The 26,138-nt window shown below is 64.5% G+C and carries 23 protein-coding genes; 10 read left to right on the forward strand and 13 right to left on the reverse strand.

Annotation, left to right across the window (positions count from 1 at the left end):
- Positions 1 to 140 precede the first annotated feature (140 nt).
- The 9 genes from murA to JN279_RS30070 all read left to right on the forward strand — a co-directional run bounded on the left by murA (position 141) and on the right by JN279_RS30070 (position 10,948).
- Entirely contained in the window at positions 141 to 1,397 is a 1,257-nt protein-coding gene (gene murA, locus JN279_RS30030) for a UDP-N-acetylglucosamine 1-carboxyvinyltransferase (protein WP_096455616.1), read from the forward strand.
- Complete coding sequence (locus JN279_RS30035; RefSeq protein ID WP_096455614.1) at positions 1,394 to 2,278, forward strand: N-acetylglucosamine kinase; 885 nt, start codon at positions 1,394 to 1,396, stop codon at positions 2,276 to 2,278. Before murA ends, JN279_RS30035 begins: the two co-directional genes overlap by 4 nt.
- Positions 2,279 to 2,433: 155 nt before the next feature.
- The gene (murQ, locus tag JN279_RS30040) at positions 2,434 to 3,357 is read left to right on the forward strand and encodes an N-acetylmuramic acid 6-phosphate etherase (RefSeq protein WP_096455612.1); all 924 of its coding nucleotides are present in this window, start codon (positions 2,434 to 2,436) and stop codon (positions 3,355 to 3,357) included.
- Between the two features lie 147 nt (positions 3,358 to 3,504).
- Entirely contained in the window at positions 3,505 to 5,022 is a 1,518-nt protein-coding gene (locus JN279_RS30045; RefSeq protein WP_096455610.1) for an ABC transporter substrate-binding protein, read from the forward strand.
- A gap of 34 nt (positions 5,023 to 5,056) precedes the next feature.
- Positions 5,057 to 6,016 carry an ABC transporter permease gene (locus tag JN279_RS30050; RefSeq protein WP_096455608.1) on the forward strand — a complete coding sequence of 320 codons (960 nt, stop codon included), beginning with the start codon at positions 5,057 to 5,059 and terminating at the stop codon, positions 6,014 to 6,016.
- Entirely contained in the window at positions 6,016 to 6,855 is an 840-nt protein-coding gene (locus JN279_RS30055; RefSeq protein ID WP_096455606.1) for an ABC transporter permease, read from the forward strand. Before JN279_RS30050 ends, JN279_RS30055 begins: the two co-directional genes overlap by 1 nt.
- Positions 6,852 to 8,600 carry an ABC transporter ATP-binding protein gene (locus JN279_RS30060; RefSeq protein ID WP_096455604.1) on the forward strand — a complete coding sequence of 583 codons (1,749 nt, stop codon included), beginning with the start codon at positions 6,852 to 6,854 and terminating at the stop codon, positions 8,598 to 8,600. The genes JN279_RS30055 and JN279_RS30060 overlap by 4 nt, the downstream gene beginning before the upstream one ends.
- A gap of 223 nt (positions 8,601 to 8,823) precedes the next feature.
- The gene (locus JN279_RS30065) at positions 8,824 to 9,828 is read left to right on the forward strand and encodes a serine hydrolase domain-containing protein (protein WP_096455600.1); all 1,005 of its coding nucleotides are present in this window, start codon (positions 8,824 to 8,826) and stop codon (positions 9,826 to 9,828) included.
- A gap of 4 nt (positions 9,829 to 9,832) precedes the next feature.
- The gene (locus JN279_RS30070) at positions 9,833 to 10,948 is read left to right on the forward strand and encodes an anhydro-N-acetylmuramic acid kinase (RefSeq protein ID WP_096455598.1); all 1,116 of its coding nucleotides are present in this window, start codon (positions 9,833 to 9,835) and stop codon (positions 10,946 to 10,948) included.
- Here the strand turns inward: JN279_RS30070 and JN279_RS30075 are convergent.
- From JN279_RS30075 to JN279_RS30085, 3 genes are all read right to left on the reverse strand, one after another.
- Complete coding sequence (locus JN279_RS30075) at positions 10,945 to 11,367, reverse strand: GNAT family N-acetyltransferase (RefSeq protein ID WP_096455596.1); 423 nt, start codon at positions 11,365 to 11,367, stop codon at positions 10,945 to 10,947. The two genes, JN279_RS30070 and JN279_RS30075, sit on opposite strands and share 4 nt — an antisense overlap.
- A 63-nt stretch (positions 11,368 to 11,430) precedes the next feature.
- Positions 11,431 to 12,816, reverse strand: coding sequence for a sigma-54-dependent transcriptional regulator (locus JN279_RS30080; protein WP_096455594.1), 1,386 nt, complete (start codon positions 12,814 to 12,816; stop codon positions 11,431 to 11,433).
- Positions 12,813 to 14,633, reverse strand: coding sequence for a sensor histidine kinase (locus JN279_RS30085; protein WP_096455592.1), 1,821 nt, complete (start codon positions 14,631 to 14,633; stop codon positions 12,813 to 12,815). Before JN279_RS30085 ends, JN279_RS30080 begins: the two co-directional genes overlap by 4 nt.
- Before the next feature lie 304 nt (positions 14,634 to 14,937).
- On the opposite strand from JN279_RS30085, the gene JN279_RS30090 reads away from it, so the two are divergent.
- Entirely contained in the window at positions 14,938 to 16,266 is a 1,329-nt protein-coding gene (locus tag JN279_RS30090; RefSeq protein WP_096455590.1) for a dicarboxylate/amino acid:cation symporter, read from the forward strand.
- A gap of 62 nt (positions 16,267 to 16,328) precedes the next feature.
- Here JN279_RS30090 and JN279_RS30095 read toward each other — a convergent pair whose 3' ends face one another.
- The 10 genes from JN279_RS30095 to JN279_RS30140 form a co-directional block, all read right to left on the reverse strand.
- Complete coding sequence (locus JN279_RS30095; RefSeq protein WP_202350974.1) at positions 16,329 to 17,348, reverse strand: ROK family protein; 1,020 nt, start codon at positions 17,346 to 17,348, stop codon at positions 16,329 to 16,331.
- Positions 17,345 to 18,067, reverse strand: a complete 723-nt coding sequence (locus JN279_RS30100; RefSeq protein WP_096455586.1) for a ribulose-phosphate 3-epimerase — start codon at positions 18,065 to 18,067, stop codon at positions 17,345 to 17,347. Before JN279_RS30100 ends, JN279_RS30095 begins: the two co-directional genes overlap by 4 nt.
- Complete coding sequence (locus tag JN279_RS30105) at positions 18,064 to 18,897, reverse strand: alpha/beta fold hydrolase (protein ID WP_096455584.1); 834 nt, start codon at positions 18,895 to 18,897, stop codon at positions 18,064 to 18,066. The genes JN279_RS30100 and JN279_RS30105 overlap by 4 nt, the downstream gene beginning before the upstream one ends.
- Entirely contained in the window at positions 18,897 to 19,715 is an 819-nt protein-coding gene (locus JN279_RS30110) for a sugar phosphate isomerase/epimerase family protein (RefSeq protein WP_202350975.1), read from the reverse strand. The genes JN279_RS30105 and JN279_RS30110 overlap by 1 nt, the downstream gene beginning before the upstream one ends.
- Complete coding sequence (locus tag JN279_RS30115; protein ID WP_202350976.1) at positions 19,715 to 20,791, reverse strand: Gfo/Idh/MocA family protein; 1,077 nt, start codon at positions 20,789 to 20,791, stop codon at positions 19,715 to 19,717. The genes JN279_RS30110 and JN279_RS30115 overlap by 1 nt, the downstream gene beginning before the upstream one ends.
- Positions 20,792 to 20,802: 11 nt before the next feature.
- Positions 20,803 to 21,624: a sugar phosphate isomerase/epimerase family protein gene (locus JN279_RS30120; protein WP_202350977.1), complete on the reverse strand. Its 822-nt coding sequence runs from the start codon at positions 21,622 to 21,624 to the stop codon at positions 20,803 to 20,805.
- Positions 21,625 to 21,687: 63 nt separating this feature from the next.
- A complete protein-coding gene (locus JN279_RS30125; protein ID WP_096455577.1) occupies positions 21,688 to 22,530 on the reverse strand; it encodes a carbohydrate ABC transporter permease in 843 nt (280 codons plus the stop codon).
- Between the two features lie 5 nt (positions 22,531 to 22,535).
- Complete coding sequence (locus tag JN279_RS30130; protein WP_202350978.1) at positions 22,536 to 23,432, reverse strand: carbohydrate ABC transporter permease; 897 nt, start codon at positions 23,430 to 23,432, stop codon at positions 22,536 to 22,538.
- Between the two features lie 138 nt (positions 23,433 to 23,570).
- Entirely contained in the window at positions 23,571 to 24,818 is a 1,248-nt protein-coding gene (locus JN279_RS30135; RefSeq protein WP_202350979.1) for an ABC transporter substrate-binding protein, read from the reverse strand.
- Between the two features lie 124 nt (positions 24,819 to 24,942).
- The gene (locus tag JN279_RS30140; RefSeq protein WP_202350980.1) at positions 24,943 to 26,088 is read right to left on the reverse strand and encodes an ABC transporter ATP-binding protein; all 1,146 of its coding nucleotides are present in this window, start codon (positions 26,086 to 26,088) and stop codon (positions 24,943 to 24,945) included.
- Positions 26,089 to 26,138 lie beyond the last annotated feature (50 nt).

A 26,138-nucleotide genomic window follows, 5' to 3' on the forward strand; every position in this document is an offset into this window, starting at 1 on the left:
GATGCTTATAGGAATAAAATATTCCAATTTCGATTGACAGCCAAGAACGCAGAATTAATTCTCGAACTGGCCAGGCTTGGGAATCGAATGGCTCTCCCGGAGAGACCGCCGCCCGGCTTTCGCCAGACAAGGGTTCAGCCATGGACAGATTGCGGATCGTCGGCGGGCGTAGACTGGAAGGCGCGGTCACCATATCCGGCGCCAAGAACGCTGCCTTGCCGCAGATCGCGGCCGCCCTGCTCAGCCCCTACCCGCTCGAACTGACCAATCTGCCAGATGTGACCGATGTCGAAAACATGCTCGGCGTGGTGCGGCTTCATGGCGCCGAGGTGACGCGGTCGGCCCATGCCGCGACGATCGACACCAGTGCCGCCGTGTCGAAGGAAACGTCTTATGACACGGTGCGCAAAATGCGCGCAACGGTGCTGGTTCTGGCGCCGCTGCTCGCCCGGTTCGGCCATGCCCGCGTTTCGCTGCCCGGCGGCTGCGCCATCGGCGCGCGGCCGGTCGACATGCATGTCTCCGCCCTCGCGGCACTTGGCGCCCGCATCGCCATCGAGAATGGCCTGATCGTCGCCTCGGCGCCAAACGGGCTAACCGGCACCCGCATCGTGCTCAGTTCGCCATCGGTCGGGGCAACGGAGACCGCCATGATGGCGGCGACCACGGCCAAAGGCGAAACAGAAATCCTCAACGCGGCGCGCGAGCCGGAAGTGGCCGATCTCGCCGCTTGCCTCAACGCGATGGGCGCGCGCATCGAGGGCGCCGGCACGCACCGCATCCTGATCGCCGGCGGCACCAGATGGCACGCGGCTCGGCACGACATCATCCCGGACCGGATTGAGGCCGGCACCTATGCGATTGCCGCGGCGATCACCGGCGGTCAGCTTGAACTGACGCATGCCCGGCTCGAACACATGGCTTCTGTCGTGCAATTGCTGGAGGCCACCGGCGTCAGCGTCTGGCCTGGAGATCGCGGATTGATCGTGTCTCGCGAGCGGCCGCTCAAGGCGGTCGATCTCACGACCGAACCCTATCCGGGGTTTCCGACCGACCTGCAGGCGCAGTTCATGGCGCTGATGTGTTGCGCTGACGGCGCGTCGCTGCTGCGCGAAACCATCTTCGAGAACCGCTTCATGCATGTGCCGGAACTGATGCGGCTCGGCGCCAACATCAAGCTGCAGGGCACCATGGCGCTGGTGCGCGGCGGCGAAAAACTGCATGGCGCGCAGGTGATGGCCACCGATCTGCGCGCTTCGGTGTCGCTGGTGCTGGCGGCACTGGTCAGCGAGGGCGAGACGATCATCAACCGCGTCTATCACCTCGACCGCGGCTATGAGAAGCTGGACCGCAAGCTGCGTCTTTGCGGCGCCGATATCGAGCGGCTGAGCCCATGAGCGGCCCGGACTATTTTCTCGGCGTCGATGGCGGCGGCACCGGCTGCCGGGCTCGCATCGAGGACGCGGAAGGCAACGTGCTGGGACAAGGCCTGTCCGGCCCGGCGACAACGCGGCTCGGCATCGACACGGCTTGGGCCTCGATTGCCAAAGCCTTTGGCGCGGCGATCGAGGAGACGGGGTTCGGGCCAGCTGAGACCGCCCGGATTCGCGCCGGCATCGGCCTTGCCGGCATCGGCCGCAAGGGTGCGCTGGAAGCGTTGCGGGCGATCGCGCATCCCTTTGCCAGCATCGATTTCGTCAGCGACGGCGTCGGCGCCTGCCTGGGCGCCCATTCCGGTCAGGATGGTGCCATCGTCATTGCCGGCACCGGTTCGATCGGCCTTGGCTTCGCTGAAGGCCGCGATTTGCGCGTCGGCGGCTACGGTTTTCCGATTTCCGACGAAGGCAGCGGCGCCGATCTTGGCCTGAAGGCGGTACAGCTGGCTCTGCGCGGCCATGACGGCCGGCACGAGCGGACGGCGCTGCTGGCGGAGGTGATGCAGCGCTTCGAGGGTGATCCGATGGAGGCGGTCGCCTGGATGGACCGCGCCAGCGCCACGGATTACGCGGCGCTGGCGCCGATGGTGATGCGCCATGCCGACCAGGGCGACCCGGCCGGACGGCGCATCGTGCAAAGTGCCGCCGAGCAGATCGACACGCTGGTGCGGGTGCTGTTCGAGAAAGGCGCGCCGCGCGTAACCTTGCTGGGCGGCCTCGCCAGCCCGCTCGAACCCTGGCTTTCGCCCGATGTCAGGCGCCGCCTGAAGCCCGCCGACGGCGACGCCGTGTCCGGCGCGATCATCCTCGCCAAGCGGTCGCTCTGTGCACGGCAGGCTTAGCAGAGGCAGGAATAAAATATTCCAATTTCCTGTTGACGATACGAATATCCAATTCTAAAAAGTTAACAAAGAAAAATTGCGATGACGGACCCAAGGTCCGTATGCCCTGGTGCCCGTTGAGCCGTCCGGGCAGCATGATTTTTGAAAGCACTGGAATGACCGAGCAAGGGTTGATGTCTGAGCTGGACCTGCTGGTTTCCGAAGGCCGCAACCCGCGGACGATGGATATCGACCTGCTGCCGACCATCGACGTGCTGCGCAAGATCAATGACGAGGACAGGCTTGTCCCGGCTGCCGTCGAAAAGGTGCTGCCGGAGATCGCGGCTGCGGTCGACCGCATCGTGCTTGCCTTCCAGAAAGGCGCGCGGTTGATCTATATCGGCGCCGGCACCAGCGGGCGGCTCGGCGTTCTCGACGCTTCGGAATGCCCGCCCACTTTCGGCGTGCCCGAGGACATGGTGATCGGCCTGATCGCCGGCGGTTCGGACGCGCTGGTAAGGTCGACGGAAGGCGCCGAGGATGATCGGAAAATGGGCGCCAGGGCGCTGCAGGAGATCGGACTAACACCGAACGACGTGGTGGTCGGCATCGCGGTCAGCGGGCGCACGCCTTATGTCATCGGCGGACTGAACTATGCCAAGCAGGTGGGTGCCACCACGGTTGCCCTGTCCTGCAATCCGGCGTCGACCATTGCCGGCATCGCCGACATCGCCATCTCGCCCGTCGTAGGGCCTGAGGTGCTCACCGGCTCGACCCGGCTGAAGTCTGGGACGGCGCAGAAGCTGGTGCTCAACATGCTGACCACCGCCTCGATGATCCGCATCGGTAAGAGTTTTCAAAATCTGATGGTCGACCTCAACCCGTCCAACAAGAAGCTGGTGGCGAGGGCAACAAGGATCGTCATGCAGACCACCGGCTGTTCGGCGCAGCAGGCCAGGCAGGCACTCCACCAGACAAGCAATGACGTGAAGCTGGCGATCCTGGTGACGATCACCGGCCTCGATACCGAGACGGCGCGGGCTGCCCTCGGCAAGGCTGGAGGCTTCCTGCGAAAGGCAATCAGCGACAGGACGGCATGAAGCCGCCCGGGACAAAACGGCAAGAGGCCGCTTTAGACAAGACGGCGCGAAGCCGCATAGACTGGGCCGATACTCCGAAGCATGTGTGCCTTGGAAGCGGTCGGCAGAACTGCAAGGCATCAAGTCAAATCATAATGGGAGACGAAAATGATAGGGCATCTCACAAGAACACTGCTGTCGGGCATCACGGTTGTCGCGATGCTCGGCGTGGGTGTGGTTTCGACGCAGGCGGCGACGTTGCACATGGCCTGGTCGCAGGACGCAACCGGGCTTGACCCGCACAAGCAGACGGCCTTTTCGTCGCTGCGGCTCCTGGAACTGATCTATGAACCGTTGGTGCGGGTCGATGCCAGCCTGCAGATCATCCCGGCAATCGCCACATCCTGGGAGTTCTCCAAGGATGGCAAGGAACTGACCTTCAAGCTCGACCCCAAGGCGAAGTTCCAGGACGGCACGGCCGTCACCCCAGCCGACGTCAAGGCCTCGTTCGAGCGCATTCTCGACGAGAAGACGGGGGCGGCCGCCCGCGCCAATTTCCTGTCGACCGCCGGCATCGACACGCCCGATGCGGCGACTGTCGTGTTCCATCTGTCGCAGCCCGACGTGCCGATCCTGACGGCGATGAGCGACGTCAATGCGGCGATCGTCCCGGCGGCCGAAATCAAGGCCGGCTCGGTCGGCACCAAGGCGGTCGGCTCGGGCCCGTTCAAGCTCGACAAATGGGACCCCAACGCCAAGGAAGTCTTGAGCGCCAATAAGGACTGGGCCGGCGGCGCGACCGGTGTGGACGGCATCGAGATCAGCGTGCTGCCGGACGAAGCGGCGATCCTTGCCGCCATGCGCACCAAGCAGATCGATTTCGCGCTGCTCAATGATCCGCTGGTCGCCACGCTGGTGCCGAAGGAGGCCAGCCTCCAGCTGAACCGCGTGCCTGTGCTCTCCTATCACGTGCTGCAGCTCAACCCGTCGCGCAAGCCGATGACCGAGCTCAAGGTGCGCCAGGCGATCTCCTGCGCCATCGACCGGCAGGAAGTGCTGGACACTGCCTCGCTCGGCGAAGGCAAGGTTACGGGACCGCTGACCATACCGGCACTGGCGACCGATCCGAGCCAGCTGTTCTGCTACAAGCGCGATGTCGAAAAGGCCAAGAAGCTGATGGCTGAGGCCGGCTTTGCCGATGGCTTTTCGGCGACGGTGATCGGCGCCACCGGCGAGCCGCCGACGGCGGCCGCGGAAGCCCAGGTCATCCAGTCGCAGCTCGCTGAAATCGGCGTCAAGCTCGACATCAAGATGATGGAGCTCAACGTCTATGTCGATGCCTGGCTGAAGGGCGATTTCGACATGGCGATCGCGCTCAATGGCGGCCGCGCCGACCCCTACACCATGTACAACCGCTACTGGACCAAGGCAGGCAATCTGCAGAAGGTGGCCAACTACATCGACGACACGCTGGACAGCCAGATGCAGCAGGGCCGCGCCGAGACCGACCCGGCCAAACGCAAGGCGATCTTCGCCGAATTCGAAAAGCACCTCGCCGAGATGTCGCCGTGGATCTGGCTCTACACCTCCTACAGCTATACGGCACAGCAGAAGAACATCGCCGGCTTCGTGCCGACGCCGACCGGCACGCTGTTCAGCTTGAGCAAGGTTACCATCCAGCAGTAGCCGGCACAGGCATCGGACGAGAGGACTTCTTCGCGTGAACTATCTGATGCGACGACTGGCAACGTTTCCTCTCGTCCTGCTTGGCGTGTCCATCCTGGTCTTCGTGGCGATCCGGATGGTGCCTGGCGATTCGATCACGGCAATGCTCGGCACCGAAGCCGGCCTGCTGACGCCGGCACAACGGGATTCGCTCGCCGCCTATTTCGGCATCGACCAGCCCTGGTTCGTCCAGTACTGGCGCTGGATCGGCGGCATCCTGCACGGCAATTTCGGCATCTCCGTGACCTATGGCAGGCCGGTGCTCGACGTCATCCTTGAACGCTTCCCGCTGACGCTGGAGTTGGCTCTGCTGTCGATGATCATCGCGCTTGCCGTCGGCATGCCGGCCGGCATCTACGCCGCTACTCACAACGAAAAACCGTCCGATCTCGGGGTGCGCATCGTCGCCATGATCGGCCAGTCGACGCCGAGCTTCGTGCTCGGCCTCCTGATCATCTACACGCTGTCGGCCGGCTTCGGCGTGCTGCCGGCGATGGGCGAATTCGCGCCGCTCTGGCAGGATCCCTTGCGCAATCTCAGCCAGCTGATCCTGCCCGCCATCACGCTCGGCTTTGCTTTCGCCGCGTCGGTCACGCGCATATCGCGCTCGGCGATGCTCGACGTTTTGAGCGACGATTATGTGCGCACCGCGCGCAGCAAGGGCGCGTCGGCGCGCAGCGTCGTCTGGCGGCATGCGCTCCCCAATGCGCTGATCCCGGTGGTGACGTTGAGCGGCATCGAGTTTGGCTATCTCCTGGGCGGCGCCGTCATCGTCGAGCAGATCTATGCCTTGCCCGGCCTCGGGCGCATGGTGCTCGACGCGATCCTGCAGCGCGACTACGCGCTGGTGCAGGGCGCCGTGCTGTTCATCGCCTTCAACTTCATGATCGTCAATCTCCTGGTCGACCTCGCCTATGTCGGGCTCGATCCGCGCATCCGGCTGGGAGAGCAGTGATGCGCATCCTGCGCGCCATCTTCGGCCATGGCAGCGGCCGCATCGGCGGTGTCATCGTCGGCGTCTATTTGCTGATCGCCATCCTCGGCCTGGTTGGGCTCACGCCGCACAATCCGATCACGCAGTTCCGCATCGACCGGCTGCACGCGCCCAACGGCGCCTACTGGATGGGCACCGATCTGTTCGGCCGCGACGTGGCCAGCCGGCTGATGGCCGGCATCGGGCAATCCTTCACGGTCGCCTTCTTCTCTGTGGCCTTCGCCACCCTTGCCGGCACCGTGCTCGGGCTGGCGGCCGCCTGGCTCGGACGCCGCTGGGATGGCGTGGTGATGCGCATCATGGATGTGCTGCTGGCCTTTCCGGCCATCCTGCTGGCGCTGCTCATCGTCACCGTCGCGGGACCGGGCACATGGACCAGCGTTATCGCCATCGGCATCGTCTACACGCCGATCTTCACCCGCGTGGTGCGCGGCCCTGCCCTTTCGCTCAAGGCGCGTGAATTCGTCGACGCGGCGCGCACCTTCGGCAGCAGTTCGAGCTACATCGTCACGCGCCATCTGCTGCTCAATCTGGTGGCGCCGCTGACCGTGCAGGTGACGCTGGCGCTGGCCTGGGCGCTGCTCACCGAAGCCGGCTTGAGCTTCCTTGGCCTCGGCACGCAGCCGCCCGCCGCCTCGCTGGGGCTGATGCTGAGCGACAGCCGCAATCTGATGGAGACAGCGCCCTGGCTGATGATCTTTCCGGGGCTGACCATCATGATCAGCATCCTCGGCTTCAACCTGCTGGGTGACGCTTTGCGCGATATCCTCGACCCGAGGATGCGGAGGGCGACGGCATGAGCCCGCTGCTGTCCATTCGGGATCTTCGCGTCGGCTTCGGCCGCGACCGCCAAGCCAATGAAGTGGTGCGCGGCGTCAGCTTCGACCTCGCCGATGGCGAGACACTGGCCATTGTCGGCGAAAGCGGCTCGGGCAAATCCGTCACCGCGCTGTCGATCAACCGGCTCATCGATTTCGGCGGCGGCCGCATCACCGGCGGCTCGATGCAGCTGAAGCGGGCCGATGGGACCATCTTCGACCTGATGGGCGCCACTGAACCGCAGCTGCGCGGCATTCGCGGCGCCGAGATCGGCATGATCTTCCAGGAGCCGATGACCTCGCTCAATCCGGTGCTGACCATCGGTTCGCAGATCGAGGAATCCTTCCGGCTGCATCGCGGCCTGACCGGCCGACAGGCCACGGCGGCGGCCAAGGATGCGCTCGATCGCGTGCGCATTCCCGATGCCGCGCGGCGGCTGAAATACACGCCCAACCAGCTCTCGGGCGGCATGCTGCAAAGGGTGATGATCGCGATCGCACTCGCCTGCAATCCGCGCCTGCTGATCGCCGACGAGCCGACCACCGCGCTCGACGTCACCGTGCAGGCGCAGATCATGGCGCTGCTGGCCGAATTGAAGCGCGAGACCGGCATGTCAATGATCTTCATCACCCACGATATCGGCCTGGTTGCCGGCATCGCCGACAAGGTGATGGTGATGCAGGACGGGCAGGCCGTGGAGCAAGGCGAACTGAACCAGATCCTCGACAGGCCGCAGCACCTCTACACGCAGCATCTGCTGCACGCCGTGCCGCATTTCGCCAGGGGAAGCGCGACACGCGCGGACGGACGACGCGACAAGGGCGCAAGCAAGGAACCGGCCTTGAGGGTCGACGGCCTCGTGGTGCGGTTTCCTCTCAAAAGCAATTTCTTCAGCCGCGCCACCGGCGCGGTGCACGCGGTCGACGGCATCGACTTCGACCTGATGCCGGGCGAGACGCTGGCCATCGTCGGCGAGAGCGGTTCGGGCAAATCGACAACCGCAAAGGCGGTGCTCGGCCTGGTGCGCTCGACGCGCGGCAGTTTCTCGGTCGGCGCCCGAAAGGCCTCAGCCGAGCAAAGCGCCAAGCCCGTGCAGATGGTGTTCCAGAACCCCAATGCCTCGCTCAATCCGAGGCTCAGCATCGAGAGCATCCTGGCCGAGCCGGTGATCGCCACCGGCGGCCGCGTGGATGCCGAGACGCGGGCCAGAATGGCGAGCCTGCTGGAACGCGTCGGCCTGCCTGCGAATAGCTTGCAGCGCTATCCCCATGAATTCTCCGGCGGCCAGCGGCAAAGGCTGTGCATTGCCCGTGCGCTGATGCTCAACCCGTCCGTGGTCGTTCTCGATGAAGCGGTGTCGGCGCTCGATGTCTCGGTGCAGGCCAAGGTGCTGGAGCTGCTGGTCGACCTGCAGCGCGACTTTGGGCTCGCCTATCTCTTCATCTCGCATGACATGGCGGTGGTCGAGCGGATCGCGCACCGCATCGCCGTCATCTATGCCGGCCAGATCGTCGAAATCGGCGACGCGGCATCGGTGCTGTCGAGGCCGAAGCATTCCTATACGAAGAAACTCATCGCCGCCGTTCCGACCATCGACCGGCGGCGCGAGCATTTCGAGATCGACACACGCCAGGTGCCCTCGCTTGTGCGCCCGCAGGGGTTCGAGCCGGCGCCGGCGCGGTGGGAGCAGTTTGGCCGGGATCATATGGCGAGGGTGGAAGCGTGATGGCCCTGGGATATCCGAGGTTGGCGGGACAGCACCCCCCTCTGCCCTGCCGGGCATCTCCCCCGCAAGGGGGGAGATCGGATGCCGTCGCGACTTTCGCCAATCTCCAACGTTGGAGGGTTGGCGGAACATCAATACTGCCAATCTCCCCCCTTGCGGGGGAGATGTCCGGCAGGACAGAGGGGGGTGTGACGGATCCACGCCTGTCAGATGGAGGCTGGCATTGAGCGACCTCGCCCAGCTCTTCGACCGAGCATTCCAACCGCTGGAAGCAGCGGTAGTAGAGGGCCGCATTCCCGGCGGCGTGCTCGGCATTGTCGACAGCAATGGCCACCGCATCACCAGGGCAATCGGCTCTGCGCAACTTGTGCCCAAGCAGCGGCCGATGACCGCCGAAACCTGGTTCGACCTGGCGTCGCTGACCAAAATCATCTTCACCACGCCGCGCATCCTGGCCTTGGCGGAGGATGGCGTCATCGATCTCGATGCGCCGCTGATTTCGGTGCTGCCGGACCTTCGCCAGTACGATCAACAGGCCTGGGAGCGGAAGGTGACGTTTCGCCAGTGCCTCGGCCATCAGACGCCCTTCCCCGCCGTCGAGCCGATCTACACTTACGGACGCGACCCCGAGCTGCTGCGCGCCTTCATCCTGCAGCGCGAATGGCAGGCCCGCGACCCCGTCTACTCCGACATCAATTTCATCCTGCTCGGCTTTGCGCTCGAGCGGCTGTCGAGCAAGACCATCCGCGACATGGACCCCGGTCCCGGATTTGCCTGGGGGACAGAGCCGGATGTTGCCGCGGCGACCGAGGACTGCACCTGGCGTCACCGCGTTCTGTCCGGCGAAGTGCATGACGACAATTGCTCGGCGTTGCAGGGCGCCGGTCATGCCGGCCTGTTCGGCACGGCGGATTCGGTGCTGGATTTCGCGCAAGGGCTGCTGACCGGCAGCGGCGCATCCGAACGTTCGATCGCGCTGATGCGCACGCCCTTGTCCGCGACCCGCACCCATGGCTGGGAACGTCCCTATGCTGGCTGGTCGGGTGGTTCATTGTGCGGCCCGGGAACCATCGGCCACACCGGCTTTACCGGCACCGGCCTGTGGATCGATTTCGACAAGGGCAAGGCCTGGACCTTGCTCACCAACCGGATCCATCCGACACGTCATTTCGACAGCGGGATCATCTCTCTGCGGCAGACGGTCGGCGATCTCATCAACGGGGACTAGGACAATGGAACCAATCTGGGCCGTCGGCCTGATGACCGGCACGGTGCTTGACGGCAATATCGACGTCGCGCTGATCAAGACCGATGGCGAGCGGATCGAGGATTTCGGCACCTACCGGCTGATGCCATATCCCCAATCGATCCGCTCGCTGCTGGAAGAGACGCTGACGGCTGCAAGGGCCTGGAATTTTGTCGGGCCGGAACCGGCGATCTTCCGCAAGGCCGAGGAAGCGCTGACGCGTGCCCAGTCGGCGGCGGTGAAGGAATTGGTCGAAGGCTACAGCATGACGATGGCCGATATCGGCGTCGTCGGCTTTCACGGCCAGACCGTGCTGCATCGCGCGCCGCAGGTCGGACGGCTCGGCCAGACGCGGCAGCTCGGCGACGGCGAGCTGATGCATTCCCTGTTGGGCACCAAGGTCGCCTATGATTTCCGCTCGGCCGACATGCGCGCCGGCGGGCAAGGCGCGCCCCTGGCCGCCGCCTATCACACCGCGCTGATGCGCAGCGCCGGCGCCAGCGGCGAAGTGGCAGTGCTCAATCTCGGCGGTGTCGCCAATGTCACCTGGTGGGATGGCGCCGACAATGTCGTTGCCTTCGACACCGGCCCCGCCAACGCGCCGCTCAACGATTTCATCAAGTCGAAGGGCCTCGGCGACATGGACCGCGACGGCGCGCTTGGCCGCGCGGGAACGGTCGACGAGGCAAGGCTCGCCAAGCTGCTACAGCATCCCTATCTCAGCAAGCCCTACCCCAAATCACTGGACCGTTTCGACTTCGGCGCCGCGATGGCCGATGGCCTCGACGCCGAGGATGGCGCGGCCCTGCTAACCGCCTTCACCGCCGGCGCCGTCGGCAAGGCGCTCGACCTTTTGCCGACCCGGCCGAAAAAGCTGGTGGTCAGCGGCGGCGGCCGCCACAACCCGACAATGATGGCAATGCTGGCCAGCCGCGCCGGCGTCGAGGTGGTGCAGGCCGAAAGCCTCGGCTGGAGCGGCGATGCGGTGGAAGCCGAGTGTTTTGCCTTCCTAGCGGTGCGCGTGTTGCGCGGCCTGCCGATCAGTTTTCCAAGCACCACCGGCGCGCCGCAGCCGATGCGCGGCGGAAAGCTCGCCGGTTAAGTCAGTTTCTTCTGCAGGAAGATGCGGCTGCGACCGACGGGGAAATCGGCCAGCGTGCCGAAGGGCACATAACCCTGGCGCTGGTAGACCTTGGCGGCGCTGGGACTGAAGGTGTCGATCCAGGCGTTGTTGCAGCCGCGCGCCACGGCTTCCCGCTCGGCGGCGTCCAGCATCCGGCCCGCCATATGCTGGCCGCGCAGCCTTTCATCGACCCACAGCCACTGCACGTAGAGCCAGCCCCAGGCGGTGTAGCCCGAAATGCCGGCAACGACCGCGCCATTCTCGTCGCGCACGAACACAGCGAGCGCCTTTCTTTCCGATGCGCCGACATCGCCGTCGTTGAATGCCGTCAGCTGTTCGCCGAGAAATGTGAGGTCTTGCGGCAAGGGATTTGCCGTTGTTTCAAGTGTCGTGTTCATGGCGGTTTCCGGAATGCATGGCTGGATGGGATGAAGGGTTGTGAAGCGTGAGGTCCGCGCAATCTATGTCTGCTCTCGAGCAGAGTGCGGATCGCCGCCATTGCGGAACTCGGATGCCGCGATGCCGTAGCGCTTGAGCTTGTCGTAAAAAGTCTTGCGCGGCACGCCGAGCGCGTCGATGGCGCCGCGCACATCGCCGCCATGATCGCGCAGCGCATCGCGGATGAGCTGCGCCTCGTAATGGCCGACGCGTTCGGGCAGCGAGGCCGCCGGCTCCGGTGACTGAGGGGAAACCGCCTTCGTCTCGTCGTCAGGGCCGAGACCGAGCGCGACGCGATCAGCAAAATGCGCGAGCTCGCGTACATTGCCCGGCCAGGCATGCGACTGGAGATGATCGCTGACCGCGGCATTCACCTTGGCGACGGGCCGACCGAAGCGTTCCGCTGCCTTGCCGAGGAAATGGCCGAACAGCATCGGGATGTCGCCGCGCCGCTCGCGCAGCGGCGGGATGCGCAGCGTCACCACGTTGAGGCGGAAATAGAGGTCCTCGCGGAAATCGCCGCGCTGGTCGGGCCGGCCGAGATCGACCTTGGTTGCCGCCACGACCCGCAAATCGAGGCGCCGGATCTCGTTCGAGCCAAGCGGCGTGAGGCTGCGTGTCTCCAGCACCCGCAGCAGCTTGACCTGCAGGGCCGGCGGCATGGATTCGATCTCGTCGAGGAACAGCGTGCCGCCGCTGGAATGCTCGACGCGGCCGATCCGCCGCCGCTGCGCGCCGGTGAACGCGCCCACCTCGTGGCCGAACAGCTCGCTTTCGATGACGGTCTCCGGCAGGGCGCCGCAGTTCAGCGCCACGAAGGGTTTGGCGCGGCGCCTGCCCCAGCGGTGCAAGAGGTCGGCCACCACTTCCTTGCCGGTTCCGGTCTCGCCCTCCACCAGCACGTCGACATCCATGTCGGCGATCTGGCGCAAGGTCTCGCGCAGCCGCCTTATGGCCGGCGCCTCGCCGATCAGCGGCAGGCCGTCGGCGGCCAGAGCGGCTGCTTCGCGCAGCCGCCGGTTTTCTATCACCAGCCGCCGCTTCTCCGATGCCCGTTTCAGCGCCTCGACAAGGCGATCGCCGGCATAGGGTTTTGGAATGAAATCGTAGACACCGTCCTTGAGCGCGGCCACCGCAAGATCGACATCGCCATGTCCGGTGACCAGGATCACCGGAATGTCCGGGTCGATCGCCTTGATGCGGTCGAACAGTTGCAGGCCGTTCATGCCCGGCATACGGATGTCGCTGACGACGACGCCATCAAAGTCCCTGTCGACGACGGCAAGTGCTGCTTCGGCGGCATCGCGGGCGACCACCGTGAAGCCGGCAAGCTCGAGCAATTGCGTGGTGGCGTGCAGCAGGTCAGCATCGTCATCGACGAGTGCGACCAACCCGGATCCCTCGTTCATTCAATTCGCCTCAAATCGATGGTGAAGGACGCGCCTTTGGCGCTGCCGGGGTCGAGCTGCAAGGAGCCGCCCAATTCCTGGGCGATCTCCTGCGAGATCACCAGCCCGAGGCCGAGCCCCTTCTCCTTGGTGGTCTGGAACGGCATGAAAAGATTGCCGGCCGCCTCCGGCCCAAGGCCGGGGCCATTGTCGCGCACCGAAATCAGCACCCGATCGTCGCGCTCGGCGAGTTCGATCTCGATGCGGGGGTCGGATTGGTCCTTCATGGCGTCGAGCGCGTTCTGCAGCAAGTTGACCAGGATCTGCTCCAGCCGGATACGACTGGCCATCACCAATGGCGAGGCAGTGCCGCGCGGCTTGACGATGGTCACGCCGGAATCGCGGATGCGGCCGGAGAGCAGCGACAGCGCGCCGTCGATCGCCTCGCGCACCGGCAAAGGCGAGGCGGCGACACCGGGCCGGCGGGCGAAGGTGCGCAGCGTATTGGTGATGGCGCCGATGCGTTCGGTCATCGAGACGATCGAGGTCAGATTGCCGCTTGCCGGCTCGGTCTTGCCACCTTCGAGGAAACGGCCGGCATTCTCGGCATAGGTGCGGATCGCGGCAACCGGCTGGTTGATCTCATGCGCCACGCCAGCGGCGATCTGGCCGAGGATGGAGAGCCGGTTGGCCTGAGCGAGATCGTCGCGCAATCGGCGCACCTTGGCCTCGGCATTTTCGCGCTCAGCGATCTCGCCAGCAAGGGCGGTGTTGGAGCGCGTCAGCTCGGCCGTCCGGGTGCTGACCCGGCTTTCCAGCTCGGCATTCATGCGCGCCAGCGCCTCCTGCCGCAGACGGCGGGTGCGGCGGCGCCTGGTGAAGACGTAAGCAAGCAGACCGGTCAGCAGCAGCCCGAGCAGCGTCGTCAGCCGCGCCGTGTTGGCGGCCGATGAGAGAGTGGCGTCCGCCGGTGTCAGCAGCCAGAGGCGCCAGCCGGGGACCGCACCGGGCAGGTCCTGCACCACCTCGACGAACTGGCGCGGCTTGCCCGGGCTCTCTATCGTCGCCAGGCCGTCGCCGGCACCGCGCCGTATCGGCAGCGGTTCGAAGGCGGCGTCCGGCAATTGCAGCTGCTCATGGGCAGCGGCGGCGTCTTGGGCGGAGAGCGGCGCCAGTGCATGAAACCGCCATTTGGGCTCACTGGTGGCCAGCACGACGCCGCGTTCGTCGGTGACGAAAACAAGAAAGCCGCTGGAGCGCCAATTGGCTTCGACGCCGTCGAGCTCGACCTTCAACACCGCGACACCCAGGGGCTTGCCGTTGTCGTCGACGCGGCTCGAAAGATAGAGTCCCGGGCGGCCGCTGATCGTGCCGAGGCCGTACTGGCTGGCAGAGCCCTTCGCCATCGCCTCGTTGAAGTAATGGCGAAAATTATAGTCGATGCCGACAAAGCTCGTCGGCTCGCCGGCATTGCTGGCCGATATCGCGATGCCCGCCGTATCGATGACATAGATGGCCGATGCCGAGGCGTCACTGGCGATCGCCTTGAGCTTGTCGTTGAGGGCCGCTTCCTGCATCTTTCCGGCCCGGCGCAGCGCCCCGCGCACCGCATCGTCGCGGGCCAGCACCAAGGGAACCAGGCGCTGTTTTTCTATCTCGCCGGTCAGCGTTCCCGCCGCCAGCGGCAAAGCGGCAAGCGCTGTGTCGCGCAGATCGTTGGTCGCCTGGCCGGTGGCGATGCGTCCCGCGATGGCGATCGCGCCGGCCAGGATCGCCAGGGCGATGAAGACGACAAGCCAGCGGCCGTCGCGCAGCCGGGCCACCGCCTCACGCAACAAGTCGCGACCGGCAAACCCGGTGGGGCCACTATCGGTGCCTGCCTGCGACGTCTGTCCTCTCCCTTTGCTAGCGGGTTAGAGGTCACTCTAATGCGAAATTCCGCCCAAGCAAACTTTCCGCGTGCGGAAATCCGCACAAACCTCCACCAAAGGCCGCTGAAGAATGCCCGGAATCCAGGGATTCCGGGCTTTCCCCGATCTGGCACAGCGCTTGCAAAACTCCTTCCAGCGGCGGGCGACCGGAACGCCGCGATGGGAGAAGTCACGCAGGGCGGTTTCCGTCCATCCGGCCAGGGAGAGTTCGATGCACATCGCAGACCAATCACGCGCGGCCGCCGCGCAGCGCAAGCCCCTTTATGCCCAACTCTACGTGCAGGTGCTGGTGGCGATCACCGTCGGCATCCTGCTCGGCCACTATTATCCGTCTGTCGGCGAGAGCATGAAGCCGCTCGGCGACGCCTTCATCAAACTGGTCAAGATGATCATCGCCCCGGTCATCTTCCTGACGGTCGCGACCGGCATCGCCGGTATGAGCGACCTGCAGAAGGTCGGCCGCGTCGCCGGCAAGGCGATGCTCTACTTCCTCACTTTCTCAACGCTGGCGCTGATCATCGGCCTTGTCGTGGCCAATGTCGTGCAGCCGGGCGCCGGCTTCAACATCGACCCGGCAACACTCGATGCCTCCACCGTCAACACCTATGCCGCCAAGGCGCATGACCAGTCGGTCACCGGCTTCCTGATGAACATCATCCCCGGCACGATCGTCGGCGCCTTCGCCGATGGCGATATCTTGCAGGTGCTGTTCTTCTCGGTGCTGTTCGGCATCGCGCTGGCGCTGGTCGGCGACAGGGGCGCTCCGGTGCTCAACTTCCTGCAGGCGCTGATGGCGCCGATGTTCAAGCTGGTCAGCGTGCTGATGAAGGCCGCCCCGATCGGCGCCTTTGGCGCCATGGCCTTCACCATCGGCAAATACGGCATCGGCTCGGTCATCAACCTCGCCATGCTGGTCGGCACCTTCTACGCAACGTCGCTGCTGTTCGTGTTCGTCGTGCTGGGTGCGGTCTGCCGTTACAACGGCTTCTCCATCCTGTCGCTGCTGCGCTACATCAAGGAAGAGCTGCTTCTGGTGCTGGGCACCTCCTCGTCGGAAGCGGCCCTGCCCTCGCTGATGGAGAAGATGGAAAAGGCCGGCGCCAAGCGCTCGGTGGTCGGCCTGGTCATCCCGACCGGCTATTCCTTCAACCTCGACGGCACCAACATCTACATGACGCTTGCGGCGCTGTTCATCGCCCAGGCGACGAACATCCACCTGTCGATGGGCGACCAGATCCTGCTGCTGCTGGTGGCGATGCTTTCGTCCAAGGGTGCCGCCGGCATCACCGGAGCCGGCTTCATCACCCTTGCCGCGACGCTTTCCGTCGTGCCTTCGGTGCCGGTCGCCGGCATGGCGCTGATCCTCGGCGTCGACCGTTTCATGTCGGAGTGCCGGGCGCTGACCAACTTCGTCGGCAATGCCGTCGCCACGCTGGTGGTCGCCCGCTGGGAAGGCGAGCTCGACGAAGCAAAGCTGGCGAGAGCCCTGGCCGGCACGGCCGACGACAGCCTGCCGGCGGATGTCGTTCCCGCCGAGTAATCCGCGGTCGCACACCAAATGGCCGGAGGCATCGCGCCTCCGGCCATTTCTAGATTGACGTGTCAGCCACTGAGGTCCCGCCTCGCTTCTGGAAACGTGCTTGGACCGACCGGCATGCGGGCGGCCAGGCTGCCATCATCGAACAGGACGAGGCTGGCGGCGCCGACCAGCCCGGCATGACGGCCGAGCTGCGCCTGCACCACCGGCACGTCGCGATAGGCGCGCATGGCGCGTTGCCGGATGGTCGCCTCGATGACCGGATGCATCAGGTCGAGACCATTGGCGATGCCGCCGCCGACGACCAGCACGTCGGGCGAATAGAGGTGCAGCAGATTGGTGAAGCCGACGCCCAGCCAGCGCGCCTCCTCCTCGAGCAAGGCCAGAGCGAGGTCGTCCCGCAGCCGCGCCGCCTCGACCACGTGGCGGCCGGTGACCTCGGCATTGGCCGAGAGACGCCGCAGCGTCGAGCCGTCGAAGGCCGACGTCGCCGCATTGGCACGGCGGCCAAGTGCGGTTCCCGAGGCGATGGCCTCGAAACAGCCGACGACGCCGCAGACGCAGCGCTCGCCCTCATTGGTGATGGTCATATGGCCGATCTCGGCGGCCAGCCCACGGCGGCCGTGCAGGATGCGCCCGTCGGCAACGACGCCGCCACCGATGCCGGTCGACACCGTGACGAAGACCAGCGAGCGAGCGCCATGGCCGGCACCGAAGCGCCATTCGCCAAGTGCTGCCGCATTGGCGTCGTTCTCCAGCCGCACCGGCAGGCCGAGCCGGCGCTCGAGGATGTCGGCCAGCGGCACGTCCTGCCAGCCGGCCAGCGTCGGCGGCCCAACGGCAATGCCGGCCAGCGGGTCGAGCGGTCCCGGCGCGCCGACGCCGACGCCGACAATGGCGAGGCCCGGCGCCTCGGCATGCACGGTCGCGGCCAGCGCCTCGATCTGGCCGATCACCACGTCGGGTCCGGCCTGCGCCTGTGTCGGCACGGCGGCGAAGGCCAGGATCTTGCCGTCACGATCGACCAGCGCGGCACGAAGCTCGGTGCCGCCAAGATCGATCGCAAGGGCGGCTTCAGTGGTCATGCCGCGACCTTCAGCCCATGCAGCCAGCCGATGCGGCCGGCCAGATCCTTGTCGCCGAAGGCGAGCGAGCCCAGAACGACGGTTTCGGCACCGGCGGCACGCAGCAACGGCACGGTCTCGTGGCGGATACCGCCGTCGGCGGCAAGCACGACGGCCGCCTCGCGGCCGGCCTCCCGCAGAATGGCACGGGCGGCACCCAGCCGGTCGCAGGCCTTCTCCGACAGGCTCTGGCCCTTGACGCCGATCGCGGTGCCGAGCAGCGTGACGAAGGCGACCTCGGAAACGAAAGGTTTTACTGCCTCGACCGGCGTCTCCAGCCTCAGCACGACGCCGGCTTCGGCACCGAGTTCGCGGGCCAGCCGCACGGCGCGCAATCCCGCCTCGCCGTTCTCGGCATGGACGCTGATCATGTCGGCGCCGGCCTCGATGAACTGCCGCGTCTGCGCTTCGACGATCCCCGCATCGACCATCAGATGGACATGGATGGGCTTGGCCGTCAGCCCGGCGATGCGGGCGACGAGATCGGGGAAGAACAGGAAGGACGGCGCGAAATGGCCGTCCGCCACATCGATGTGATGCAGGTCGACATGGGGTTCGATTCGCCTGAGATCGCTCTCGAAATTGGCGAGATTGGCTGACCAGAGCGAGAATTCGGCGATCAAGCGATCGCGCGGCAATGCGGCGATGGCCGCCGGGCCTGACAGGGGCTTTGACGTCATGATGGGTCCTGTTTGTTGAAATGTCTGTCGAGAAAGCCGCCGATGGCGGCGCGGATTTCGGCGAAGTGGCGTTCCTTGTCGATGGCCTTCGGCGTCACCTCGGCGAAGACCGCATTTGGGATGGTTTCGGCGAGATCGCGGGCGGTCGCCAGGGGGTGGACGAGATCGATGCCGCTGCCGATGACCAGCGTGGGTATTGCGAGGCTGGCGGCTTGCGCCCGCGTCACGCCAGGCCCATCATTGGCGATCGCCTGCATCACCTCAGCGAAGACGATCGCATTCTCGCGCTGGAAAAAGCCGAGCAGCGAGGCGAGATTGTCCGGCGCCTCGCTGCGAAAGCGGGCCGATGTCGCGGAGGACGCGAAGGTTTCGCGCGCTCCAGCCAGCGGGAGCCGGCGGATGAGTTCCGCCACTTCGACGTAAGGCCGCATGTTTTGTGGCGCTGCGTCGAAGGCCCAGGCGGGACGCACGAGCACCAGGCCAAGGATACGGTCGGGGTGCCGGCTCGCGAGGTGCAGCGCGATCGCCGCGCCCATCGAAATGCCGCCGGCAACGAAGCGGTCGAGGCCGGCCGCGTCTGCGGCAGCCAGTACATCGTCGGCGAACATCGCGATCGTGAACGGTCGTTTGCTGCCGGCGCCGGAGCCACCTTGCGCGCGGCTTTCGACCGTCAGCCGGCGGCGTGACGGGCCGTCGGGAAAATTCTGCGCCACCTGCGCGGCATCGCCGCCGAGGCCATGCTGGAAGATAATTGGAAGCCTGCCCTGCCCCGTGTCGAAGACACGAAGCGCGGCATCGTCGCGCCGCATGATCGTCGGCGCGGCGCCCATCAGAGCAGCCCCCGCAGAAAGACAGCGACATCGGGCGCCTCATCGGCGGACAGCCCATGGGTGACGAGCGCGCCGTCGAAACCCACGGCCTTCAGCCGCGAGACGAAATCCGGGAAATCGACAATGCCTTGCCCTGACGTGGCGAAGCGGCCGTCACCATGGCGGTCCTTGGCGTGTGCCATGGCAATGTGGCTGGCGGCTTCGTCGATCGCGGCAGCGACGATGGCGCGCGCTTCGCCGGGCGTCGCGTAGTCGAACAGGTTGGCCGGGTCGAGCACGATCTTCAAGCGCTTCGAGCGCATGTCGGCGATCAGGCGCGTCGCGTCCCTGGCCGAGGTGACGATGTTGGCCTGCTCAGGCTCGATGCCGAGATCGACGCCGGCATCCTCGGCCAGCGCCAGGGCCTTGCCCATTTCGGCAGCCATGTCGAACCAGGCGGAAGGCGTGGCATTTTCGGGATGATAGGCCCATTGATCGGCAATATTACGCGAGCCGGTGCAGAGCGTGACCAGCGGGATGCCAAGGGATGCTGCCGTCTTGATGACGACGGCGAGGCGCCGGAGGCCATCGTCGCGCACGGCCCTGTCGGGATGCGCCATATTGTAGGTGCCAGAGAGTGCCGCAAGCGAAACGCCTGATGATTGTGCGGCAGCGCGGATGGAAGCGATGGCATCCGCTGGTACCGCATCCGGCATAGACAGCAGGCCGGCGCAGGCAAGATTGAACTGCGTCGTCTCATATCCGGCCTGCTTCACCGCGGCCAGCACGGCGGCGGGGTCAGTGCCCGCAAACGTCTTGGCGAAGATGCCGAGGCGCATCAGACCGCACCCGAAACGGAGGCGAGTCCGACCCGCTCGCCCGTTTCCACTGAGCGGGCAATGGCGACCATGGCGCGAATCGAGGCGATGCCGTCCTCGACATTGGCGCCACGCATCGGCGTGCCGTTCAGCACGGTGTCGGCAAGGCCTTCCAACTGGCGGCGGAAGAAATGACCATCGGCGCCGAGCGGTTTGCGCGAGGTGGCGTCCTTTTCGTGGAAAATATCGACCTCGCTGGCGCGGAAATACCAGGGGTTGAATGTCTTGGCGATGACCGAACCGTTCTCGCCATAGAGCTGGAAACCTTCATGCCAGTCCATGCGCACGGCGACGGTCAGGTCGAGATGGCCGAGCGCGCCGCTGGCGAATTCGGTTTCGACGAACCAGCAATAGGCGCCGAAGCGTTCGTTGAGGCGCGCGCGGACAGCAAGGATTTCGCCGCACAGGAAGCGGGCCGTGTCGACGAGATGTGAGCCGTGCGCCAGCATGAAATATTGCCTGAGATCCGCCTTCGGATTGCCCGAAGGTTTCCTCGCCAGCTTGCTGGTGACGGGCAGCGGCTGAATGGCGTCGGTGTTGGTGTAGCGGTGGGTGGAATCGCAGTACCAGGCCTTCAGCGCCAGCACCTCGCCCATCTCATCGCGGACGAAGTCGCGCGCGGCCTCCAGCGCCGGATCGAAGCGCTTCATGTGGCCGACCTGCAGCACCTTGCCCGAACGCTTCACCGCCGCGGCGAGCGCCTCGCCTTCCTCGACAGAGGTGCCGATCGGCTTTTCACACAGAACATGTTTGCCGGCGTCGAGCGCCTTGATCGACATCGGCACGTGATAGGCGTCCGAGGTGGCAACGATCACCGCCTCCAGCTCGGGATCGGCGAGCATGGCGTCATAATCGGCATACATCTTTTGCGGCTCGTAGGTGGCGCCCATGCGGGCGAGCAAGTCGGGGGCCGCGTCGCACATGGCGTAGAGATCGGCATTGCCGGCCTTGGCGCAGGATTGCAGATGCGCGAACTGCGCGATGGGGCCGCAGCCGAGCACACCAACTCTCAGGCGTCTGTCTTGTTTCTTGATCATCGTCTCGTTCTTCAGGCGCCGTAGCTGCGCATTGTCTGGCGGTTGGTCTTGACCGCGCCGGCGGGATCGGCGGCGGCCGTTTCGGATTCCTCTTCCAGCACCAGCCAGCCGTTGAAGCGCGGCGCGGTGTTCGCGATCTCGATGACCGCCGGCGTGTCGCAGACGCCCTTGCCCAGCATCGCCCAGGAGCCCTTGGCGTCGACGTCCTTCAAATGGATATAGCGGATGCGGTCGCGATAGGTGCGCAGCGTGTCGGCCATGTCCTTATGGCCGCGCAATATATGACCGGTATCCGGCACCCAGCCGACCAGGTCGGGGTCGAGCAAGGCAAAGATCCTGTCATAGTCGGCGCGGTCGAACAGCAGCGTGTTGTGGTGCGAGCTCGGATGCACCGCCACCTGGACGCCGGCCTTGCGGCCGAGCTCGCCGGCTCTGTTGTAGACCTCCGCGGCGATGGCGAACTTGTCGTCGCGCGGCCCGTCGGACACCACGGTTGCCGAACCCATCGACACCAGCGCGCCGGGAAAGGCGGCGGCGAAATCGATCCAGCGCTGCGCCGCCTTGAGGTCGGCGCCGATCTGATCCTTCAGCGTAAACCCGCTGTTCGAACCGAAGGCGAAGGAGACCAGCGTCAGGCCGGACGACTTCAGCGCGGCGGCGAACTCCGACGGCCGGCCGGCGTAGCGGCCGATCATGGTGTCGGTGATCTCGATACCGGAGTAGCCGCCATCGGAAATCGCCTTCAACAGATCGTCGGGGCCGCCGGTAAAACGGTCGCCGAGCATTTCCCAGGTAAAGGTCTGGCAGCCGACTTTGAGGTCTTTCACGTTCATCCTTTCAATCCTTGATACCGCTTATTCCTTGATACCAGTCTGCGTCGCCGTGGGAGGGACATCCTATTTGACCGAGCCCGCGGTCATGCCGGCGAGGAAGTACCTCTGGGCAACGAGGTAGATGAGCAAGAGCGGTAGAGAGCCAAGCACGCTCATCGCCATCATCTGGTTCCATTCGAAGGCGTGCTGCCCCATCAACAGCTGGATGCCGATCGGGACGGTGCGCATGGAGGTCGACTTTGTCAGCGTGAGTGCGAAGAGGAACTCGTTCCAGCACAACAGGAAGGTGTAGACCGACGTCGCCACGATACCAGGCAGTGAAATCGGGACGATCACCCGCCAAAGCGCTGTCCAGCTGCTGCCGCCGTCGACAGCCACCGCTTCGTCGAGATCGCGGGGCAAGGTGTTCAGATATCCCGTCATCAACAGGATCGCGTAGGGCAGTGTAAACACCAGGTAAGTCAGGATCAGTGCGATGTAGGTATCGAAGATACCGTATGAGACGACAAGCCCGAAGAAGGGGATCAAAAGCGTGATCGGCGGGATCGTCTGCGTGCTGATGATGAGTGTGTTCAGGCTGCCCTTGCCGCGGAAGTTGAAGCGGCTGAACCCGTAGGCCGCAAGCAGGGCGATCAGCACCGTCAGCACGGTCACTGCTCCGGCCACGAAGTAGCTGTTGAAGAAGAAGCGCAGCTTTACCGGGTCGCCAAGGATGGCTGCATAGGCTTCAAGCGTGAAGGCCTTTGGCAGGATGGTTGGCGGCAGGGCAAAGATTTCGGTATTCGATTTGAACGAGCTGCTCAGCATCCAGTAGATCGGGAAGGCCGCGAAAAAGAGCCCCGCTGCAAGCGCTAGATGGAGCGCAACGGTGATCAGCCTGTCTTTCGGCGTGTGCCTTTTCCTCATGGTGACTACCGAGCCTTTTGATAGCGGATGTACAACAGCGTCAGGCCGAGAGAGATCAGCAGGATGACCACGGCACTCGCCGACGCCTGCGACAGGTTGTAGCTCGAAAATGCCAGCTTGTAGGTGTAGGTGCTCAGCACCTCGGTCGAGTAGATCGGACCGCCGCCTGTCGTGATCCAGATCAACGGAAAGACCTGCATGGTCCAGATGAAGTCGAGCAGCGAGATGCTGATGATGATCGGCATCAGCTGCGGGATAGTGATGAAGATCAGCTTCTGGTAGGCCTTCGCCCCGTCGATATCGGCGGCCTCGTAGAAATCCTTGGGAATGCCCTGCAGGCCTGCGAGCAGGCTGACCATGAAGAGCGGATAGCCCGCCCAGATATTGGCGAAGGTGACGGCGTGCAGCGCGGTCTCGGGCGAGGAAAACCATTCGACCTTGGAACCGATGATGCCCAATTGCATGAGAATGCTGTTCACGACACCGTTCGGCTCGAGCAGCAGGCGCCAGATCACGGCGATGATCACCGCGGTGAACAGCCAGGGCAGTATGTAAAGCACGCGCAGAATATTGCGCAGCGTCGGATTGATGCGGTCGCTGTTCAGCATGAGCGCGAAGACCATGCCGATGGTCATGTGGAAAATGACACTCATGCATGTGAAGTAGAGCGTGTGCCACAGCGAAGCCCAGAACACGGGGTCGTCGAAGATCGCCTCGTAGTGTTTCAGTCCGGCAAAGGATGGGTCACGACGCAGCACCGCGCTGTTCTGGAACGAGTAGCCAATCACCGTCACCATCGGCAGCAGCATCAGCAGCCCGATTATGAGCAGCGAGGGCGACAGATAGAGGTAGGGTGCGACCGCTCGTTTCAGCTTGTGGTGGGAGCGCTTTTGCCGGGTCATGTGCCAACCTTGGGATACGCCTTCAAGAGAAGGTAAGCTTCAAAAACAGGTCCATCTCAAATTGCCGATCCGTTGTTGCCGGGTGGCCTGCCCGAAGCCAGGCCACCCGGTTGAAGATAGCAGATGGGAACAGCCGGATCAGAATTTCGCCATCCAGCCCTTTTGAGCGGCGGCGGCGGCTTGTTCCGGAGACTGCTCGCCAGCAAGCATCTTCTGGGCTTGCACGTCGAACTGGGTCATTAGGTCTTCAGCCACCGGCAGGCCGGTGAACTCGTTGGCGAGATAGCCGGTCTTGAAGATCTCGAAAGCCTTGGCGAAAGCCTTGTCCGAGGTCACGAAATCGGGCTTGGCGTTGACGTTGCCCGGGAAGGCATTGGCCAGCGACACCAGCTTGGCGTTGACCTTCTCGCTCATCAAGTACTGGACGAGCTTCCAGGCCTCTTCCTGATGCTTTGAGCTCGCGGAGATGCCGATGCCCCATGAGGCATAGGGAAGGCCGCGCTTGCCCGTATAGCCCTCCACGACCGGAACCGGGATGATGTCGAAGTTCAGCTTGGGATTGCGTTTGCGGATGAGGTTCACATGCGCGAGCGAGTCGACCATCATCCCGACCCGGTCGTTGACGAATTCCTCGACCTTTTCCTGCTCGGTCTTGGTGGCAATGCCGGGCGAGATGGTGCCCGCGTCGTTGAGCGATTTGACGAAGGAGAGCATATCCACGACCGGCTTGCCCTCAAGGGCGGGCTTGCCGTCCGCCATCATCGATTGACCCGATGCCCAGACCCACGACATCATGTCGTTCTGGACGCCGGATGGCGTTTGCAGCGACAGCGGCAATACCCAGCCATACTGGTTCTTGTCGGGGTGCGTCATCTTCTTGGCGGCTTCAAGGAACTCCGCACGGGTCGAGGGCAGCTTGGTCACGCCTGCCTGGGCGGCGAGGTCCAGATTGACGAAGACAGGATAGACGAAGGAAGCGACGGGAAACATCACCGCCTTGCCGTCCACCTTGATGATGTCGGCGACTTGGGCTTTGTCGAACTTGCTCGCATCCATCATCGGGTTCATGTCGGCCAGCGCACCCTGCGCGTTCAGATTGTTCACCCAGGCGCCGTCGAGACCGACGACGTCGCTGAGCGTTCCAGTGGCGGCGCCGACCGAGATCTGGTCTCGCGTGGTCGCATAGGGACCGCTGACCAGCGTCACCTTGATGCCGGGATTCGCGGCCTCGAAATCGTCCATGATTTTCCGCAAGGAGCCTGCGGGCAGCTCAGGCTCCCACCATTGGGTGAATTCCAGCGTGGTGTCCGCCATGGCGGCGGTTGCGCCAAGCAACCATGCTGCCGCGGCCATTCTCAGCATCGCGGGTTTTATCCGAAACGTCATTTTTTTCTCCTCCTTCTCTAGGATCGACCGCACAATGCAGCCGATCGTCTGCTTCATTCAGAAGTCTTCTTCCTCGTACTTTCGCAGGCGCCTCGCTCCCGCCTGCAGGCTCCGCCACAGATCTTCAGATCGCCAGATGCGTCTCGGGATCGAAGAAATGGAGCTTGGTATCATCCAGGGCCAACCGGATTTCCGAACCGGGGCGGACTGCGCTGTCCGGTTCGAATTTCGCCACCGCGTTCGACGTCAGGCCGAAATCCTGCACCGCGTCCGGATCGCCGGAGTCCACCCGGACCGCGTCGATGTTCAGATGGACGATGTGTTCGGACCCGAGCTCTTCGATCGACGTCACCTTTGCCGATATCGTCTGATACTTGCGGCCGGATTCCAGGCTGCTGTCATAGAGATGCTCCGGCCGGATCCCGAACACGACCTTGCGCCCCGCATACGACCTCAAACCCGGCCTGCGCACGAAGGCCGCATCCTGCAGCCGGATGGCAAAGGCTCCGGCCATCAGTTCGTCGCCAGTCAGGGTCGCCTCGAAAAGATTCATCGAGGGAGAACCGATGAAGCCGGCAACGAAGGCGTTCACCGGCGATTCATAGAGCCTCTTGGGGGTATCGACCTGCTGCAGCACACCGCCTTTCAGCACCGCGACCCTGTCGCCCATCGTCATCGCTTCGATCTGGTCGTGGGTCACGTATATGGTGGTGACGCCGAGCTGCTTTTGCAGGCTGGTGATTTCAGCACGCATCTGCACGCGCAGTTTCGCGTCCAGATTGGAAAGCGGTTCGTCCATGAGAAAGGCAGCCGGCTCGCGCACCATGGCGCGGCCCATGGCGACGCGCTGACGCTGTCCGCCGGAAAGGTTGGCGGGTTTGCTGTCCAGCAGCGACGTCAGCTGAAGGGTCTTGGCGATCTCGTCGACGCGCTTCTTGCGCTCGGCCTTCGACTTGCCTGCCAGCCGCATCGAAAAGCCGATGTTTTCGAACACCGTCATATGCGGGTAGAGGGCATAGCTCTGGAAGACCATTGCGATGTCACGGTCCTTGGGCGGCATGTCGACGACGTCGACGCCACCGATCCGGAGGCTGCCGCTGGTGACATCCTCCAGTCCCGCGATCATCCGCAACGCGGTGGATTTGCCGCAGCCGGACGGCCCGACGAGTATCAAGAACTCGCCGTCCTTGACCGACAGGTTCAATTGGTCGATTGCGTGAAAATTGTTCCCGTATGTCTTGCAGATATTCTCAAGAACGACTTCTGCCATATTCCTCCCTCCACAAGTCTAAGCCGCTGATTTTGTTATTCTCCTTGGCC

The organism is Mesorhizobium sp. 113-1-2, assembly GCF_016756475.1.
In the GTDB taxonomy this organism is placed as follows: Bacteria; Pseudomonadota; Alphaproteobacteria; order Rhizobiales; family Rhizobiaceae; genus Mesorhizobium; species Mesorhizobium loti_C.